This is a genomic window from Streptomyces misionensis (assembly GCF_900104815.1).
Taxonomy (GTDB): domain Bacteria; phylum Actinomycetota; class Actinomycetes; order Streptomycetales; family Streptomycetaceae; genus Streptomyces; species Streptomyces misionensis.
This window is the reverse complement of the sequence record NZ_FNTD01000004.1, coordinates 4643584-4660610: the sequence shown is the minus strand read 5'-3', so window position 1 is coordinate 4660610 and position 17027 is coordinate 4643584. Positions and strand designations below refer to the sequence as shown.

13 protein-coding genes and 1 riboswitch are annotated in these 17027 nt (G+C 73.0%); of the genes, 9 read left to right on the top strand and 4 right to left on the bottom strand.

Annotation, left to right across the window (positions count from 1 at the left end; translation table 11 throughout):
- Nucleotides 1–168 precede the first annotated feature (168 nt).
- The 6 genes from BLW85_RS22835 to rarD all read left to right on the top strand — a co-directional run bounded on the left by BLW85_RS22835 (nt 169) and on the right by rarD (nt 8249).
- Nucleotides 169–1389, top strand: a complete 1221-nt coding sequence (locus BLW85_RS22835; RefSeq protein WP_074992995.1) for a sensor histidine kinase — start codon at nt 169–171, stop codon at nt 1387–1389.
- 206 nt (nt 1390–1595) lie between these two features.
- A complete protein-coding gene (locus BLW85_RS22830) occupies nt 1596–2972 on the top strand; it encodes a sensor histidine kinase (protein WP_074992994.1) in 1377 nt (458 codons plus the stop codon).
- A 152-nt stretch (nt 2973–3124) separates the two neighbouring features.
- Nucleotides 3125–3784 carry a response regulator transcription factor gene (locus tag BLW85_RS22825; protein WP_279628633.1) on the top strand — a complete coding sequence of 220 codons (660 nt, stop codon included), beginning with the start codon at nt 3125–3127 and terminating at the stop codon, nt 3782–3784.
- 272 nt (nt 3785–4056) lie between these two features.
- Nucleotides 4057–5985, top strand: a complete 1929-nt coding sequence (locus tag BLW85_RS22820; protein ID WP_074992993.1) for a 2-oxoacid:acceptor oxidoreductase subunit alpha — start codon at nt 4057–4059, stop codon at nt 5983–5985.
- Nucleotides 5978–7039, top strand: coding sequence for a 2-oxoacid:ferredoxin oxidoreductase subunit beta (locus BLW85_RS22815; RefSeq protein ID WP_074992992.1), 1062 nt, complete (start codon nt 5978–5980; stop codon nt 7037–7039). The genes BLW85_RS22820 and BLW85_RS22815 overlap by 8 nt, the downstream gene beginning before the upstream one ends.
- Before the next feature lie 238 nt (nt 7040–7277).
- A complete protein-coding gene (gene rarD, locus BLW85_RS22810) occupies nt 7278–8249 on the top strand; it encodes an EamA family transporter RarD (RefSeq protein WP_074992991.1) in 972 nt (323 codons plus the stop codon).
- A 13-nt stretch (nt 8250–8262) separates the two neighbouring features.
- Here rarD and BLW85_RS22805 read toward each other — a convergent pair whose 3' ends face one another.
- The 3 genes from BLW85_RS22805 to BLW85_RS22795 all read right to left on the bottom strand — a co-directional run bounded on the left by BLW85_RS22805 (nt 8263) and on the right by BLW85_RS22795 (nt 12216).
- Nucleotides 8263–9438, bottom strand: a complete 1176-nt coding sequence (locus BLW85_RS22805; protein WP_074992990.1) for a hypothetical protein — start codon at nt 9436–9438, stop codon at nt 8263–8265.
- A 261-nt stretch (nt 9439–9699) separates the two neighbouring features.
- Nucleotides 9700–10911 (bottom strand): LolA family protein, encoded by a 1212-nt coding sequence (locus BLW85_RS22800; protein ID WP_070025349.1) that lies wholly within the window; start codon nt 10909–10911, stop codon nt 9700–9702.
- A gap of 294 nt (nt 10912–11205) precedes the next feature.
- On the bottom strand, nt 11206–12216 hold the full coding sequence (locus BLW85_RS22795; RefSeq protein WP_074992989.1) for a polyprenyl synthetase family protein: 1011 nt from the start codon (nt 12214–12216) through the stop codon (nt 11206–11208).
- 532 nt (nt 12217–12748) lie between these two features.
- Nucleotides 12749–12957, top strand: a riboswitch (cyclic di-AMP (ydaO/yuaA leader).
- Nucleotides 12958–12960: 3 nt separating this feature from the next.
- On the opposite strand from BLW85_RS22795, the gene BLW85_RS22790 reads away from it, so the two are divergent.
- Nucleotides 12961–13446, top strand: a complete 486-nt coding sequence (locus BLW85_RS22790; protein WP_074992988.1) for a transglycosylase SLT domain-containing protein — start codon at nt 12961–12963, stop codon at nt 13444–13446.
- A gap of 29 nt (nt 13447–13475) precedes the next feature.
- Here BLW85_RS22790 and BLW85_RS22785 read toward each other — a convergent pair whose 3' ends face one another.
- On the bottom strand, nt 13476–14288 hold the full coding sequence (locus tag BLW85_RS22785; RefSeq protein WP_074992987.1) for an HAD family hydrolase: 813 nt from the start codon (nt 14286–14288) through the stop codon (nt 13476–13478).
- A 295-nt stretch (nt 14289–14583) separates the two neighbouring features.
- Between BLW85_RS22785 and fahA the strand changes: the two genes are divergently transcribed.
- Together fahA and BLW85_RS22775 are read left to right on the top strand one after the other, a co-directional pair.
- Nucleotides 14584–15804, top strand: a complete 1221-nt coding sequence (gene fahA, locus BLW85_RS22780) for a fumarylacetoacetase (RefSeq protein ID WP_074992986.1) — start codon at nt 14584–14586, stop codon at nt 15802–15804.
- Between the two features lie 204 nt (nt 15805–16008).
- The gene (locus tag BLW85_RS22775) at nt 16009–16947 is read left to right on the top strand and encodes a M56 family metallopeptidase (protein ID WP_070025344.1); all 939 of its coding nucleotides are present in this window, start codon (nt 16009–16011) and stop codon (nt 16945–16947) included.
- Nucleotides 16948–17027 lie beyond the last annotated feature (80 nt).

The window sequence follows — 17027 nt, the reverse complement described above, 5'->3', positions numbered from 1 at the left end:
GGCGGTAAGCAGGCAGTCACGCCGGGACGGGTCCAAGGCGGGCGGGCCGCGGCGCCCCGGACCCCTGGGTGAAGCCCCCGAGGCGGACGGGGGTGGGGTTTTCCCCCGTCGGCGCAGGGCGGCGCACCGCATGGCGCGAGGGGTGTCCCACACGGCAGGCTGGCCGTTATGACCGCACCCAGCTCCGCCGGCCACCGGCACGGCACCGGCCCCGTCCGGACCGACGGCGCCGACGGCTCCGACGGCTCCGACCGCCTGCCGCCGATCAGGCCGGCCTACGACGCGCACACCTGGAAGGAGATCGCGCACCTCCTGCTGAACCTGCCGGTGACGGTGTTCGGCTTCTGCTACGCGATCACCGTGCTGGCCGTCGGCGGCACCCTCACCCTCACCGTGGTCGGTCTGCCGCTGCTCGCGCTGTCCCTGCTGGGCTCCCGGCAGCTGGGCAAGCTGGAGCGGGCGCGGGCCCGGGCGCTCCTCGGGGTCCGGGTGGAGGAGCCGTCGCCGCTGCCGCTCGCCCGCGCCGAGGGCGCGTTCCAGCGGCTGTGGATGGCCGTCAAGGACCCGGTGGGCTGGCGGACGCTGCTGTACGACGCGATACGGCTGCCCTGGGGCATCCTCACCTTCTGCACCGTGCTGACCTCGCTGTTCGTGCTGTGGCCGCTGCTGCCGTACCTCGCCAGGGGCCTGGCGAACGTGGACCGGGCGATGGTGCGCGGGCTGCTGTCCCCCTCCGACGAGCTGGAGCGCCGAATAGCGGAGCTGGAGTCGGACCGGGGTGTGGTGGTGGACACCGCCGCCGCCGACCTGCGCCGCATCGAGCGCGATCTGCACGACGGCGCGCAGGCCCGGCTGGTCAACCTGGCCATGGGGCTGGGCCTGGCCAAGGAGAAGCTGCTGGAGGACCCGGATTCCGCGGCGGCGATGGTGGAGGAGGCGCACGGCGAGGTGAAGCTGGCCCTCCAGGAGCTGCGCGACCTGGCCCGGGGCATCCACCCGGCCGTGCTCACGGACCGCGGTCTGGACGCGGCGCTGTCCTCGGTCGCCTCGCGCTGCACCGTGCCGGTGAAGGTGACCGTGGACCTCGCGGACCGCCCCGCCGCGGCCATCGAGGGCATCGCCTACTTCACGGTCTCCGAGCTGCTGCAGAACGTCAGCAAGCACAGCGCGGCCCGGTCCGCCTCGGTCGACGTGTGGCGTGCGAAGGACCGGCTGCTGATCCAGGTCCAGGACGACGGCCGGGGCGGTGCCCGGCTGGACGGCGGCAGCGGGATGCGCGGCCTGGCGGACCGGCTGGGCGCGGTGGACGGCCTGTTCGCCGTGGCGTCGCCGGCCGGCGGCCCGACGGTGGTCACGGCCGAACTGCCCTGGCGCGACCGCGAGGAGTAGCCGCACGTGCCGCCACGCGCGGCGGCGGGCGTGTCGCGCGGTGCGGCGCCGCGCCGAGCGGCGGCCGGGTGTCCGCGGGACCGGGAGGGGTGGGGAAAACCCCCGCTCGAAGAGGCCGATGGTCTCCATGGTCCGCGGGGGCGCCGCGCACGAGTCTTGAGTCAGGGGCGAAAGCGCCGCTCGACGAGGAGAACGGGACGGATTCGATGGCCACGGAGTACGGACACGGCGGGTACGGGCCCGGGCGGGGGTACGACGACTGGGATTCCGGTTGGTCCACCGGCTCCCCCGGAAGCGGTCGCCGCCACCGGCTGCCCGCCGCGCTGCGGGCGCCGGTGGAGGCCCGCACCTGGCGCGAGCTGGGGTACGTCCTGCTGAGCCTGCCGGTCTCGGTGGTGCTGTTCACCTGGACGGTGACGATGGTGTCGCTGGGCGCGGGCCTGCTGGTGACCTTCCTCGGCGTCCCGGTGCTGGCGGCGGCCCTGGCCGGCTGCCGGGGCTTCGGCGCGCTGGAGCGGGCCCGGGCGCGGGCGCTGCTGGGTGTGGACGTGCGGGGCCCGGAGCCGCTGCGGGTGCGCAAGCCGGGCGCGCTGGCCTGGATGGGCGCGGTCCTCAAGAGCGGCGCCTCCTGGCGGAACCTGCTGTACACGCTGGTGCAGTTCCCCTGGGCGCTGTTCTCCTTCGTCGTGGCGGCGACCCTCTACCCGCTCGGCTGGAGCCTGCTGACCTACCCGCTGTGGTTCTGGGTCTTCCCGATGTACGCGGGCCAGGCCGGGCTCCAGCTCTACGGCGACGAGCATCACCAGATCTACCTGGACAACCCGTTCGAGATCACCGTGACCACGCTGGTCGGACTCGGCTTCACGCTGGCCACGCCGTGGCTGGTGCGCGCCCTGACGACGGTGGACGGGCTGCTGGTGCGGGGGCTGCTCGGCCCGTCGCTGCTGTCGGAGCGGGTGGTGGAACTGGAGTCGGACCGGGGTGTCGTGGTGGACACGGCCGCCGCCGACCTGCGCCGCATCGAGCGCGATCTGCACGACGGGGCGCAGGCCCGGCTGGTCGGTCTGGCCATGGACCTGGGGCTGGCGAAGGAGAAGCTGCGGGAGGACCCGCAGGCGGCGGCCCGCATGGTGGAGGAGGCCCACGGCGAGGTGAAGACGGCCCTCCAGGAGCTGCGCGACCTGGCCCGGGGCATCCACCCGGCCGTGCTGACCGACCGGGGGCTGGACGCGGCCCTGTCCTCGGTCGCCTCCCGCTGCACCGTGCCGGTCCGGGTCGAGGTGGACCTGCCGTCCCGCCCGGCGCCGGCCATCGAGGGCATCGCCTACTTCACCGTGTGCGAGCTGCTGCAGAACGTCTCCAAGCACAGCCGGGCCCGGTCCGCCTCGGTCGACGTGTGGCGTTCGGAGAACCGGCTGATGCTCCAGGTGAGCGACGACGGCGTGGGCGGCGCGGACGCCTCGGCCGGCTCGGGCCTCGCGGGTCTGCGGGGCCGGCTGGACGCGGTGGACGGCGTGCTGCTGGTCGACTCCCCGGTGGGCGGTCCCACCCGTGTGATCGCGGAGCTGCCCTGGCGCGGCTGACCTGCGGATACAGCCGCCGTCGACAAGTTATCCACAGGGCACGGCACGCTCCCGGCCGTTTCCTGGAATGCTTGGGTCCCGTAAAGGCGCGCGTCCCCCGAGGACGTCGTCACGGGACCGGGTGTACGGGGGCATGAGGCGTGGAGAACAGGGTGCGGGTGGTCATCGCCGAGGACTCGGTGCTGCTGCGGGAGGGGCTGACCCGGCTGCTCACCGACCGGGGGCATGACGTGGTGGCCGGCGTGGGGGACGCCGAGGCGCTGGTGAAGACCATCGCCGATCTGGCCGGCGAGGGCGCGCTGCCGGACGTGGTGGTGGCGGACGTGCGGATGCCGCCGACGCACACCGACGAGGGGGTGCGGGCGGCCGTGGCCCTGCGCCGGCGGCATCCCGGCCTCGGAGTGCTGGTGCTGTCGCAGTACGTGGAGGAGCGGTACGCCACCGAGCTGCTGGCCGGTTCCTCCCGGGGCGTGGGCTATCTGCTCAAGGACCGGGTCGCGGAGGTCCGCGAGTTCGTGGACGCGGTGGTGCGGGTCGCCGAGGGCGGTACGGCGCTGGACCCGGAGGTGGTCGCGCAGCTGCTGGGCCGCAGCCGCAAGCAGGACGTGCTGGCCAAGCTCACCCCGCGCGAGCGCGAGGTGCTGGGACTGATGGCGGAGGGGCGTACGAACTCGGCGATCGCCCGGCAGCTCGTGGTCAGCGACGGCGCGGTGGAGAAGCACGTCAGCAACATCTTCCTCAAGCTCGGCCTGGCGCCGAGCGACGGCGACCACCGGCGCGTGCTCGCCGTGCTCACCTATCTGAACTCCTGATCGGCCCCGTCCCGGCGCCGGCCGGGGGCCACGGCGTCAGGGGCGCGTCAGAGCCTCCGGCTTCCGTGGGAAAGACGGGTACCCGGCAGGGGAGCGGAGGGGGGAAGCGGGGAAGGAAGCCCTGACATGTCAGCGCGACACGCCGTCTCGAAACGTCGTCCCAATCTGCGGATGACCTCGGGAAGGCGACCCTAACCGACGTAGGGTTGATCCTGGGATGGTCCGTGGTGCGACCACGCCCCGGACAGCCGCCTCGAAGGAGGTCCAGTTCAGTGACCAGCCAGGTCAGTAGCCAGGCGGAGCAGGCCGACGGATCAGTAGTCGGGGAGCAGCGCAAACCGGGCGGCACGAAGGACGTGCGCCGCCTGGACCGGGTGATCATCCGGTTCGCGGGGGACTCGGGTGACGGCATGCAGCTCACCGGGGACCGATTCACCTCGGAGACCGCTTCCTTCGGCAACGACCTCTCCACCCTCCCGAACTTCCCCGCCGAGATCCGTGCCCCCGCAGGCACCCTCCCCGGCGTCTCCTCGTTCCAGCTCCACTTCGCCGACCACGACATCCTCACCCCGGGTGACGCGCCGAACGTCCTCGTCGCGATGAACCCGGCGGCCCTGAAGGCCAACATCGGGGATCTGCCGCGCGGCGCCGAGATCATCGTGAACACGGACGAGTTCACCAAGCGGGCCCTGCAGAAGGTGGGCTACGACACCTCGCCGCTGGAGGACGGCTCGCTCGACGGCTACGGCCTCCACCCGGTGCCGCTGACCACCCTGACGGTGGAGGCCCTCAAGGAGTTCGACCTCTCCCGCAAGGAGGCCGAGCGCAGCAAGAACATGTTCGCCCTCGGCCTGCTGAGCTGGATGTACCACCGGCCCACCGAGGGCACCGAGAAGTTCCTCAAGTCGAAGTTCGCGAAGAAGCCGGAGATCATGGCGGCGAACATCGCCGCGTTCCGCGCGGGCTGGAACTTCGGCGAGACCACGGAGGACTTCGCGGTCTCCTACGAGGTCGCCCCGGCCGCCAAGGCCTTCCCGGTGGGCACCTACCGGAACATCTCCGGCAACCTGGCCCTGGCCTACGGCCTGATCAGCGCGTCCCACCAGGCGGAACTCCCGCTGTTCCTGGGCTCGTACCCGATCACCCCGGCCTCCGACATCCTGCACGAGCTGAGCAAGCACAAGAACTTCGGCGTGCGGACCTTCCAGGCGGAGGACGAGATCGCGGGCATCGGCGCGGCGCTGGGCGCGGCGTTCGGCGGTTCGCTCGCGGTCACCACGACGTCCGGCCCCGGTATCGCGCTGAAGAGCGAGACCATCGGCCTGGCGGTCTCCCTGGAGCTGCCGCTGCTGGTGGTGGACATCCAGCGCGGCGGTCCGTCCACGGGTCTGCCGACCAAGACCGAGCAGGCGGACCTGCTCCAGGCGATGTACGGCCGCAACGGCGAGGCGCCGGTCCCGGTGATCGCGCCCAGAACCCCGGCCGACTGCTTCGACGCGGCCCTGGAGGCGGCCCGGATCGCGCTGACGTACCGCACCCCGGTGATGCTGCTCTCGGACGGCTACCTGGCCAACGGCTCCGAGCCGTGGCGCATCCCCGAGGTGGACGAACTGCCGGACCTGCGCGTCCGGTTCGCCTCCGGCCCGAACCACACCCTGGCCGACGGCACCGAGGTCTTCTGGCCGTACAAACGGGACCCCCAGACCCTCGCCCGCCCCTGGGCGGTGCCGGGCACCCCGGGCCTGGAGCACCGCATCGGCGGCATCGAGAAGCAGGACGGCACGGGCAACATCTCCTACGACCCGGCCAACCACGACTTCATGGTCCGCACCCGCCAGGCCAAGATCGACGGCATCGAGGTCCCGGACATCGAGGTGGACGACCCGCACGGCGCGCGGACCCTGGTCCTCGGCTGGGGCTCGACGTACGGCCCGATCACGGCGGCGGTACGGCGGCTGCGCGTGGCCGGCGACGCGATCGCGCAGGCGCATCTGCGCCACCTCAACCCCTTCCCGCGCAATCTCGGCGCGGTGCTCGCGCGCTACGAAAAGGTCGTGGTCCCGGAGATGAACCTGGGGCAGCTCGCGACGCTGATCCGGGCGAAATACCTGGTCGACGCCCATTCGTACAACCAGGTCAACGGTATGCCGTTCAAGGCGGAGCAGCTCGCCACGGCGCTGAAGGAGGCCATCGATGACTGACACCGCGGGCGGACTGCTGCAACTGGTCCCCAAGGCCGAGGCCAAGCAGTCGATGAAGGACTTCAAGTCGGACCAGGAGGTGCGCTGGTGCCCGGGCTGCGGTGACTACGCGATCCTCGCCGCCGTACAGGGCTTCATGCCCGAACTCGGCCTGGCCCGGGAGAACATCGTCTTCGTCTCCGGCATCGGCTGCTCCTCCCGCTTCCCGTACTACATGAACACCTACGGGATGCACTCCATCCACGGCCGCGCCCCCGCCATCGCCACCGGCCTCGCCGCCTCCCGCCGCGACCTCAGCGTGTGGGTGGTCACGGGCGACGGCGACGCGCTGTCCATCGGTGGCAACCACCTGATCCACGCCCTGCGCCGCAACGTCAACCTCAAGATCCTGCTCTTCAACAACCGGATCTACGGCCTGACCAAGGGCCAGTACTCGCCCACCTCCGAGGTCGGCAAGATCACCAAGTCCACGCCGATGGGCTCGCTGGACGCGCCCTTCAACCCGGTGTCCCTGGCCCTCGGCGCGGAGGCGTCCTTCGTCGCCCGGACCATCGACTCCGACCGCAAGCACCTCACCGAGGTGCTGCGCGCCGCCGCCGCGCACCCGGGCACCGCGCTGATCGAGATCTACCAGAACTGCAACATCTTCAACGACGGCGCGTTCGACGCCCTCAAGGACCGCGAGCGGGCCGAGGAGGCGCTGATCCGGCTGGAACACGGCCGGCCCATCCGCTTCGGCCCCGACGGCACCCGCGGCGTCGTCCGCGACCCGCGGACCGGGGACCTGGAAGTGGTCACCGTCACCCCGCAGAACGAGGCGGACCTCCTGGTCCACGACGCCCACGCCGCGTCCCCGACCACCGCCTTCGCCCTCTCCCGGCTGGCCGACCCGGACACCCTGCACCACACCCCGATCGGCGTCTTCCGCTCGGTCGAGCGGCCGGTCTACGACGTCCAGATGAGCGACCAGCTGGATGCCGCGATCGAGCAGAAGGGCAAGGGCGACCTGGCCGCGCTGCTCGCGGGCGGCGACACCTGGACGGTCGTCGGCTGACGGTCCACCGCACCACAGCTCCACCGCACCACCGACTGCGCCGTTCAGCGCCTCGCGAGGCCCGGGACCCCCCGTCCCGGGCCTCGATGCGTGTCCGGCGGCTCCCCGGGGGTGCCGCTTCCCTCCCGCCCCGCCTGTCATGACCGTATTCCGAAACGGGCATGACAGGCGGGGGCGCCCGGCGCTACCTTCGTCCCCGCGCGTACGCCGACGCGTGCAGGAGTCAGAGGGAGGGTCCGTGGCCGCGGCATCCAAGGGTGAGCACCGCATAGGTCTGCTGAACGGTTTCGCCGCCTATGGCGCGTGGGGCCTGGTCCCCCTGTACTGGCCGCTGCTGAAGCCGGCCGGGGCGGTGGAGGTCCTGGCCCACCGCATGGCGTGGTCCCTGCTCTTCGTCGTCGCGGCCCTGCTGTTCGTACGGCGCTGGGCCTGGGTCGGCGAACTGCTGCGCCAGCCGAGGCGGTTGGCGCTCATCGCGGTGGCGGCGACGGTGATCACCGTCAACTGGGGCGTCTACATCTGGGCGGTGAACTCCGGCCACGTGGTCGAGGCGTCCCTCGGCTACTTCATCAATCCGCTGGTCACCATCGGCATGGGCGTGCTGCTCCTGAAGGAGCGGCTGCGGCCCGTGCAGTGGGCGGCGGTCGCGACCGGCTTCGCCGCCGTCGTCGTCCTGACCATCGGCTACGGCCGCCCGCCGTGGATCTCGCTCTGCCTCGCCTTCAGCTTCGCCACCTACGGGCTGGTGAAGAAGAAGGTCGCCCTCGGGGGCATCGAGTCACTGGCCGCGGAGACCGCGATCCTGTTCCTGCCCGCGCTCGGCTACCTGCTGTGGCTCACGGCGCAGGGCCGTTCCACCTTCACGACGGAGGGCGTGGGCCACGGAGCCCTGCTCGCCTCCACCGGCATCGTCACCGCCCTCCCCCTGGTCTGCTTCGGCGCGGCGGCGATCCGCGTCCCGCTCTCCACCCTGGGCCTGCTCCAGTACCTGACCCCGGTCTTCCAGTTCCTCCTGGGCATCCTCTACTTCCACGAATCCATGCCCCCCGAGCGCTGGGCCGGCTTCGCCCTGGTGTGGGTGGCCCTGCTGCTGCTGACGGGCAACGCGCTGCACACGGCGCGCGGGCAGCGGAAGGCGGCGGTCGTGCCGGCCGCCGCGGTGGAGACGCCCGGGGCGAGGTCCCCGGACCAGGCGTCGCTGGAAGCCTGACGGCCCCGGCCGGTCACCCGGCGGCGCGGGCGGCCCGGTCGGTGAGGCGGAGCATGCGGGCGCGGGCGGACTCCAGGGGGCGGGGGTCGTCGGCCGCGGGGCCCGGCTCGGCGGCCAGGTCCGTCCAGAGGTCGATCAGGTCACGCCCCAGCCGCAGGCCCTCCTCCGGGTCGCGCACGGCACGCCAGGCGGTCGACGCGCTCTGCACGTTGCCGTACGCCGCCTCGGCGTCCCCGGCGGTCCGGCGCAGCCGGGCCAGGTCGAGGGAGAGCCGGCAGGCGCGCACCGGCTCGCCCGCCAAGTAGGCGATGTAGGCGGCCAGTTCGCGCAGGTGCAGCACCTCGGCGTGCCGGGGGCCCAGCACGGTGGCGGCCTCCTCGACCGTGCGCTCGACGAGTTCGGCCGCGTCGTCGATCCGGCCCGCCCGCACGGCCTCGTTGATCCGCGTCATCGGCTCGGTGAGCAGTTCCGCGCCCTCCCGCGTCTCGGTGACCGGGCCGTCGCCCAGCACCTCCTCGGCCACGGCGTCGAAACCGCGGGGCGGGGTGGGGGTGGCGGTGGTGGGCGCGGAGGACTCGGTGGGCCAGTCGGTGGTGGTGGGGGACGCGGAGGCCGGGGGTCCGGCGGTGACGACGACGTCCGTGAGCGGTTCCGGCCCTTCCACGACCGGCACCGGCGCGGCAGGAGCGGGCCCGGAGGGCGCGACGGGCGCGGGCACGGCAGGTACGGCGGACGCGGGCGCGGCAGGCGGTGGCACGGCAGGCGCGGGCACCGCAGAGGCGGGTGCCGGGGCCGCAGAGGCAGGGGCCGGGGCCGCCATGACGGGGGCCGGGCCGAACGCGCCCCTGGGCGTGCGCGGCTTCCCGGAGGGCGCGAACTCCGGGGACTCCGCCGGGGCCACCCGTACGGCCTTCCCCGTGACCCGGCTGGAGCCGTCCGCCGAGACCTCCAGCGGGACGACACAGCCGGCGCGGTCGTCCTGGATGGTGGCGCGTATGGGGGCGCCGAGGCTGATGGCGAGGCGCTGGAGGTGGTTCAGCACGGCCTGCTGGATCTCCTCGCCCGGCTCCGCCACGACGGCCGTACCGCCCACGGAGGCGCCGCCCGCGCCGTACACCCGCACGGGCACCGCCGCCGGGTGGGCCACGGGCCCCGGCGCCCGCTTCTTCTCGAAGCTCAGTCGAGCCATCGGTCTTCCCTCACTCCCCCGTGCCGCGATCCGGCCGTACGCATCCTGCCGACCAGTGTGCTGGTTCCACCCCGGCCCCCGCGTCACCACGACGTCACAGCCTCGTCCCAACGGACCGGCGCCGCAGGTCCGCGGCTCGCCGGGGGCCGCGCGGGGGTACTGATCAACGACGCGGCGGCGGACCCGGTGCGCCGCCGGGAGGGGCGCATGCGAAAGGGAGCCGACGGCGGTGCCGTCGGCTCCCTCGCGGACCGCTGCGGCCTACTTGCCCGCGTCCGCCGCCTTCACCAGCGCGTCCTTGGTGACCGCGCCGGCGTAGACCTTGCCGTCGTCGGTGATCAGGGCGTTGACCAGGCGGGTGGAGAAGACGGTGCCCTTGCCGAACGAGCCGGAGACCTTCTCGCCCAGGGAGCCGAGGAAGCCGGCCGCGTCGCCGCCCTTGGCGCCGGTGGGCAGGCCGCCCTTGGCGCCGGTGTCGAAGGTGGCGATGGAGGTCCAGCCCTTGCCGAGGACGGTCGGTCCCGCGGCGCCTTCCAGCCCCTTGCCCTGGATGCCCTCCAGCCCCTTGCCGGGCCGCTGCGCGCCCTTGCCCGGCGCGTCCTCGCGCTCCGTGACCTTGGCGCCCTTCGGCGGGGTGAAGGCGAAGGCCGAGGCGGCCGGGCGGGCGAAGGAGACCTGGGTGAAGCCCGCGTCGAGCACCGCGGCGCCGCCGCTCTTCGGGGTCAGCGTGAACTTCAGCGGCATGCCCGTCCCGGCGTCCACCGCGATGCTGATCGCGCCGACCGTGGTGCCGGACTGCCGGGGCTTGATCAGCAGCTTGTAGGCGTCGCGCCCGGCGACCCGGGCGGTGCCGTCGACGGTCACGGACGTGGTGTCGTCCACCGACTTCAGGGCCTCGTCGGCGAAGTCCCTGGGCGTGGCCGGGGGCTCGGCCCGCCGGTCCTTGCCGGCCGGCGCGGTGCCGTGGGAGACCTGGTTGCTCTTGCTGTCGTAGCCCCAGACGTCCTTGCCGTTGTGGATGACGCTGTACTCGGCGCCCTGCTCGACCAGCGACAGCTTCTGCCGGTCGGGGCCGTCGGCGGCGACGCGCAGGGTGTGCGTGCCGGTGACCAGCTCGGTGAGCCGGGACTGCGGGTCGGCGGCGGAACCGGAGCCCGCGCCGCGGTTCATGCCGGAGGTGAGGCCGCTCTCCAGGCCGCCGAGGTCGGGCAGGCCCAGGTCGGTGCTGACCTTCACAGTGCCGGACAGCCGCTGCACGTCGGACGCGGCGATCTTCTGGATGAGCTGCTGGGCGGTGATCCGGGGCAGGTCGGGGTCGCCGGAGTCGGCGAGGGCCGGGACCAGCCCGATCGTAGCCGCCGCCACCCCCACCACCGCGACCGGGACGGCGTACCGGGCGGCCCTGCGGCGGCCCGAGCGCGCTTCCTCGCCCCGGTCGGCGCCCTGTGCGTCGTCGGATTCGTACGGTGCCATGTGTGCCTTACCTCCGTCGTCGGCGGCGGCTGCTCTCACGCTGGTCCACCCGAGCCGCCGGTCTCACCCGAATCGGTGAGGAGTGGTGATGTCCGTGGTGTCCATACGACCAAATCCGCGCTGAGGAATCGTCAGACCACGGAGGCAACTCGGCGTACGACTGCGGTATGACACGCAAGGGACACCCCTAGGGGCTCGAACGGATCCCTATGGGCAGGATGGAGCACCCGGGCGGGTACGGCCACCCGGTGGGCGCCGGACGGGTCGGTCCCCGGTGGACACCGGACCGGCCGGTCACCCGGTGCGGTGCACCACCGCGTCGCACAGCTCGATCAGCGCGACCTTGGCGTCGCACTCGCGCAACGGCGCCAGCGCGGCGCGCGCCTCCTCGGCGTAGCGCACGGTGTCCCGGCGGGCCTGCTCCAGGGCCGGGTGGGCGCGCAGCGCGGCCAGCGCCTCGGCGTGCCGGGCGTCGTCGCTGAGGTCGGAGTCCAGCAGCTCGCACAGGGCGATGTCCTCCGGCAGGCCGAGCCGGGCGGCGCGCTCGCGCAGCCGGAGCACGGGGAGGGTCGCGATGCCCTCGCGCAGGTCGGTGCCGGGGGTCTTGCCGGACTCTTGGGAGTCGGAGGCGATGTCCAGGTAGTCGTCGGCGAGCTGGAAGGCCACGCCGAGCCGCTCGCCGTACTGGGTGAGCACGTCCACGACCGTCTCGTCGGCGCCGGACATCATCGCGCCGAACCGGCAGGAGACCGCCACCAGGGAGCCCGTCTTGCCGCCGAGCACGTCCAGGTAGTGCTCCACCGGGTCGCGGCCGTCGGTGGGGCCCGCGGTCTCCAGGATCTGGCCGGTGACCAGCCGTTCGAACGCGAGGGCCTGCACCCGGACCGCCTCGGGGCCGAGGTCGGCGAGGATCTGGGAGGCGCGGGCGAAGAGGAAGTCGCCGGTGAGGACCGCGACGGAGTTGCCCCAGCGGGTGTTGGCGCTGTCCACGCCCCGGCGTACGGCGGCCTCGTCCATGACGTCGTCGTGGTACAGCGTGGCGAGGTGGGTCAGCTCCACCACCACGGCCGACGGCACCACTCCGGGCGCGTAGGGGTCGCCGAACTGCGCCGCGAGCATCACGAGCAGCGGCCTGAACCGCTTCCCGCCGGCCCGTACGAGGTGCTGCGCGGCCCCGGTGATGAACGGGACCTCGCTCTTGGTGGCCTCTAGCAGGCCTTCCTCGACAGCCGCCAATCCGGCCTGGACATCGGCTTCGAGAGCCTGGTCCCGCACGCTCAGCCCGAACGGCCCGACGACGGTCACGAGGGGTCTCCTGTCTGCTGGTGTCTGCTGGCGATTACACGGTTTGTCGATAGGTCGCTGCCATCACTCAAGTCAGCGTATCCGGTCCGGTTTCGATCACCGATAGCGCCCACCCGTCCAGCCCGGGCGGTATCGGAGCACATCCGGCACCCCTTCGATCGGATGAGAAGAACGGACATTTTTCGACTTAACAGGAAAATCCGAGCTTCGTCGCGAGCCCGGAGGTGAGCGGAGTACCCGCTCCACCCCACCGGGGGACGAATACCCGGAATCCCTCATGCCCGATTTAACACAGTTTGCCATTTGGTGAATTGGACCACACCCGCCCCCTGCCCCCGACCGGCCATCCGGGACCCCCTATCGCCTTGCCCGGCAAGCGAGTTGAGCGTTGGCAATCGCAAAGGATCAAGTACCCCATAGGCTAATGATCAAGGTCAAATGCCTCATCAGGTGAATCCGGCACTTGTTCCCGACATGTGCTCTCGCATACGTTCCCGACCCATCGGGCGGACGCCGAATCCTGCCGCCGCCCGTACACCCATCAACGAACTCATTCGTACGGCAGGAGCGGGGGACCCAGGTAAGTCGCCGGACCGGACGACACACGTGACGCAGCGCATGCCGCGACACGCGGTCGCACCGGGACGGCTTGGGGTTAAGCCGTGCCTCTCGCGGGGCACGGCCGGGCACCTCCCCGCCCGAACCCGACAGCTCACCTCGCAGGCGTAGGAGAGGAACGTCCCCATGCCTGCTGCCGTTCAGTCGCGCCGCACCCGCACCAACCGCGTCGTCCGTATGCTCGCCGTCGCCGGCACCGGCGCCGCCGTGATCGCCATGCCGCTCGTGGGCGCCGCCAGTGCCTCCGCGGCCACCGCCACCGCCTCGGCCTCCGTCACCACCGCCGGGTACCCGAACAACCTCGACGGCTGGATCCGCGAGTCCCTGGCGATCATGAGCCAGAAGGGCATCCCGGGCTCCTACAACGGCATCTACCGCAACATCATGCGCGAGTCCTCGGGCAACCCGAACGCCATCAACCTGTGGGACTCCAACGCCGCCAAGGGCATCCCGTCCAAGGGCCTGCTCCAGGTGATCGACCCGACCTTCAACGCGTACCACGTGGCCGGGACCTCCTGGAACATCTACGACCCGGTCGCCAACATCACCGCCGCCTGCAACTACGCGGCGCACCGCTACGGCTCCATGGACAACGTCAACAGCGCCTACTGACCGGCGCCCGGCGGGCCGACGGCACCCCGTCAGTCCGCCGGGAACAGTCTTTCGAGGACGACGGCGATGCCGTCGTCCTCGTTCGACGCGGTGACCTCGTCGGCCACCGCCTTCAGCTCCGGATGGGCGTCGGCCATGGCGACCCCGTGCGCCGCCCACCGGAACATCGGGACGTCGTTGGGCATGTCGCCGAAGGCCAGCGAGCGTTCCGCGGCGACGCCGAGCCGCTCGGCGGCCAGCGCCAGACCGGTCGCCTTGGTCACCCCGCACGGCTGGAGTTCCACCGTCCCCGGCCCCGACATGGTGACCGTGGCCAGCGGTCCCACCACCGAGCGCGCCACCGCCGCCAACTCGTCGTCGGACAGGGTGGCGTGGCGCAGCAGCACCTTGCTGATCGGCGCTCCCCACAGATCGTCGCGCCGGCCCACCCGCACCGCGGGCAGCGTCGGATGGGGCATCCGGTAGCCCGGCTCGATCAGCGTGAGCCCCTCCACCCCGTCCTGGTCGACGGCCGCGTACACCTGCCCCACCTCGGCCTCGATCTTGCCGAGCGCGGCCTCGGCCTGCTCCCGGTCCAGCCGCACCGACCACAGCAGGCGGTCGGCCCCGGCGTCGTAGACCTGCGCCCCCTGCCCGCACACCGCGAGCCCCGTGCAGCCGAGGGCCGCCAGCAGCGGCCGCACTCTGGGGGCCGGACGGCCGGTCACCACCAGGTGCCGGGCGCCGGTCCGGGCCGCCCGCGCGAGCGCCGAGAGCGTGCGCTCGGAGACGGTGTCGTCGCCGCGCAGCAGCGTCCCGTCCAGGTCGGTGGCGATCAGTGCGTACGCGGGGGAGGGTGCCATGAGCAGAGAATACGGATCCCGCGACTCCGCCGACTCATCCGCCGTCGCGCGTACTTGCGTGCCGACCGCCCCCAAGTGCGCGCCGTGGCGCCCCTGATGGGGACCGGGGTTGCCCCGGCCGTGCCCCGGTCGACCGGCCCGGGCCCCCGACCGTGCCGCGCGCCCGGCGGCACCTGCGGCCGCGGGCCGCGGCCCCCGGCGGGCACTGCCCAAAAGGCGCGTCGCGGCCGTAACGTGTGGCCGACCACATGGAACAGCGCCATGCATGGCCCGGATGAGAGCGAGGCAGTACCCCATGCCCCCCTTCGACGTCCCCGAGGGCGACCCCTTCGGTCCGCACAACCTTCCCTATGGCGTGTTCTCGCCCTCCGGCAGCCGGGAGCGCCGGGTCGGCGTCCGGCTCGGGGACCAGGTCCTCGACGCGGGCGCCGCGGCCGCCGCCCTGGGCTCGCCGCACCACGCGCTGCTCGCCCGCCCCACCCTCAACCCGCTGCTCGCGGCGGGCCGCGCCGCCTGGTCCGAGGTGCGCGCCGCGATCACCTCCTGGGTCACCGACCCCGCGCACCGCGAGACCCTGGAGCCGCTCTTCCACCCGCTGTCCGAGGTGGACCTGCACCTGCCCTTCGAGGTCGCGGACTACGTCGACTTCTACGCCTCGGAGAACCACGCCCGCAACGTCGGCAGGATCTTCCGCCCGGACGCCCCGGACTCCCTCACCCCGAACTGGAAGCACCTGCCGATCGGCTACCACGGCCGCGCCGGCACCGTGGTGGTCTCGGGCACGGACGTCGTACGGCCCTCCGGGCAGCGCAAGGGCCCCGCCGACCCGGCGCCCGTGTTCGGGCCGTCGATCCGGCTGGACATCGAGGCCGAGGTCGGCTTCGTCGTGGGCGTGCCGACCGAGCTGGGGTCCCCGGTCGCGCTCGGCGACTTCCGGGAGCACGTCTTCGGGCTGTGCCTGCTCAACGACTGGTCCGCGCGGGACATCCAGGCCTGGGAGTACGTGCCCCTCGGCCCGTTCCTCGGCAAGTCGTTCTCGACCTCGGTGTCGGCGTGGATCACCCCGCTGGAGGCCCTGGAGCACGCGAAGACGGCCCCGCCCGAGCGCACCCACCCGCTGCTCCCCTACCTGGACGACGCCGCCCCCGGCATCGAGCCCGGCGGCTACGACCTGCGGATCTCGGTCGCCGTCAACGGTCACGTGGTGTCCGAGCCGCCGTTCTCCACCATGTACTGGACCGCCGCGCAGCAGCTCGCCCAGATGACGGTCAACGGCGCCTCGCTGCGCACCGGCGACCTGTACGGCTCCGGCACCGTCAGCGGGCCCGACGAGCGACAGCGCGGCTCGCTGCTGGAGCTGACCTGGAACGGCCGCGACCCCCTCGACCTCCCCGACGGCAAGCGCGCCTTCCTGGAGGACGGCGACGTGGTGACGCTGTCGGCGTGGGCCCCGGGCCCGAACGGGACCCGCGTCGGACTCGGCGAGGTCACCGGGCGGATCGTGCCGTCGGCCTGATCCGGCGCCGGGCGCCGCGCGCGGATGCCGGAGCGGACGGTCTGTGTTCCGGTACCTGACTCGCGGCGCCCCTCTTCGTCATACTGGCGAGGACAGGCACCACACCCCGGCGGGCGCCCGCGCGCACCGCCCCTCGCCGCACCACCCGTACCGCACCGCCCCTTTCCTTCTTGCCCCTCTCGGACCAGGAACCGGAGCCCCGGCATGACCGTCTGCCTGCTCCTGCTGAGCGTCGTCGCCCTGACGGCGGCCGTACCGGCACCGCGCGCGCTGACCCGGGCCGACTGGCCCGAACGGGAACCCGTGGTCGCGCTGTGGGTGTGGCAGTGCCTGGTCGCCACCGTCCTGCTGTGCTGTCTGGCCGGGCTGACCCTCGGCGCCGCGGCCGTCTTCCGCACCGTGCGCGACCATGTGTTCGCCCCCGCGCCGCCCGCCGTCACGGCGGCCTACGACCTCTCCGCGGCCCCGGTGTGGGCCGCCCTGCTCACCGTGGGGCTGGCCTGCGGGGCGGCCTGGACGACCGCGATGCTCGGCCGGGAACTGGTGGAGGCCCGCCGCAGCCGGGGCCAGGCCCGGGCCCAACTGCGGGAGCGGGCGCCGGATCTGCCGGCCGGGCTGCCGGCCGCGCGCGGCCCGATGCTGGTCCTGGAGGACGAGTACCCGGACGCCTGGTGGATGCCGGGGCACCCCCCGCAGCTGGTGGTGACCACCGGGGCGCTGCACCGGCTCACCGGCCGTCAGCTGGACGCCGTCCTCACCCATGAACGCGGCCACGCGCGCGCCCACCACGACTGGCTGCTGCACCTGTCCGCCGCGCTCGCCGCGGGCTTCCCCCGGGTGCCGCTCTTCGCCCACTTCCGCGACCAGACGCACCGCCTGGTGGAACTGGCCGCCGACGACGCCGCCTCCCGGCGCTGCGGCCATCTGACCACCGCCCTCGCGCTGATCGAGCTCAACCAGCACCGGGGCGTCCTGTCCTGCGCCTCCAGCCGCCGGCTGCTGGGCGAGCGGGTGGACCGCCTGCTGGAGCCGCCCCCTCGGCTGCTGCGCCGCCACCGGGCCCTGACCACCACGGTGGCCGCGCTGGTGCCGCTCCTGCCGCTGCTGATCACCTTCGCGCCGGGCCTGACGGCGCTGTCCTGAACCGGCCGTGACGAGGGCCCGGCGACCTGTGCCGCCGGGCCCTGACGAAGCGTCACGTGCGCGGGGAGAAGCGCGTCGGA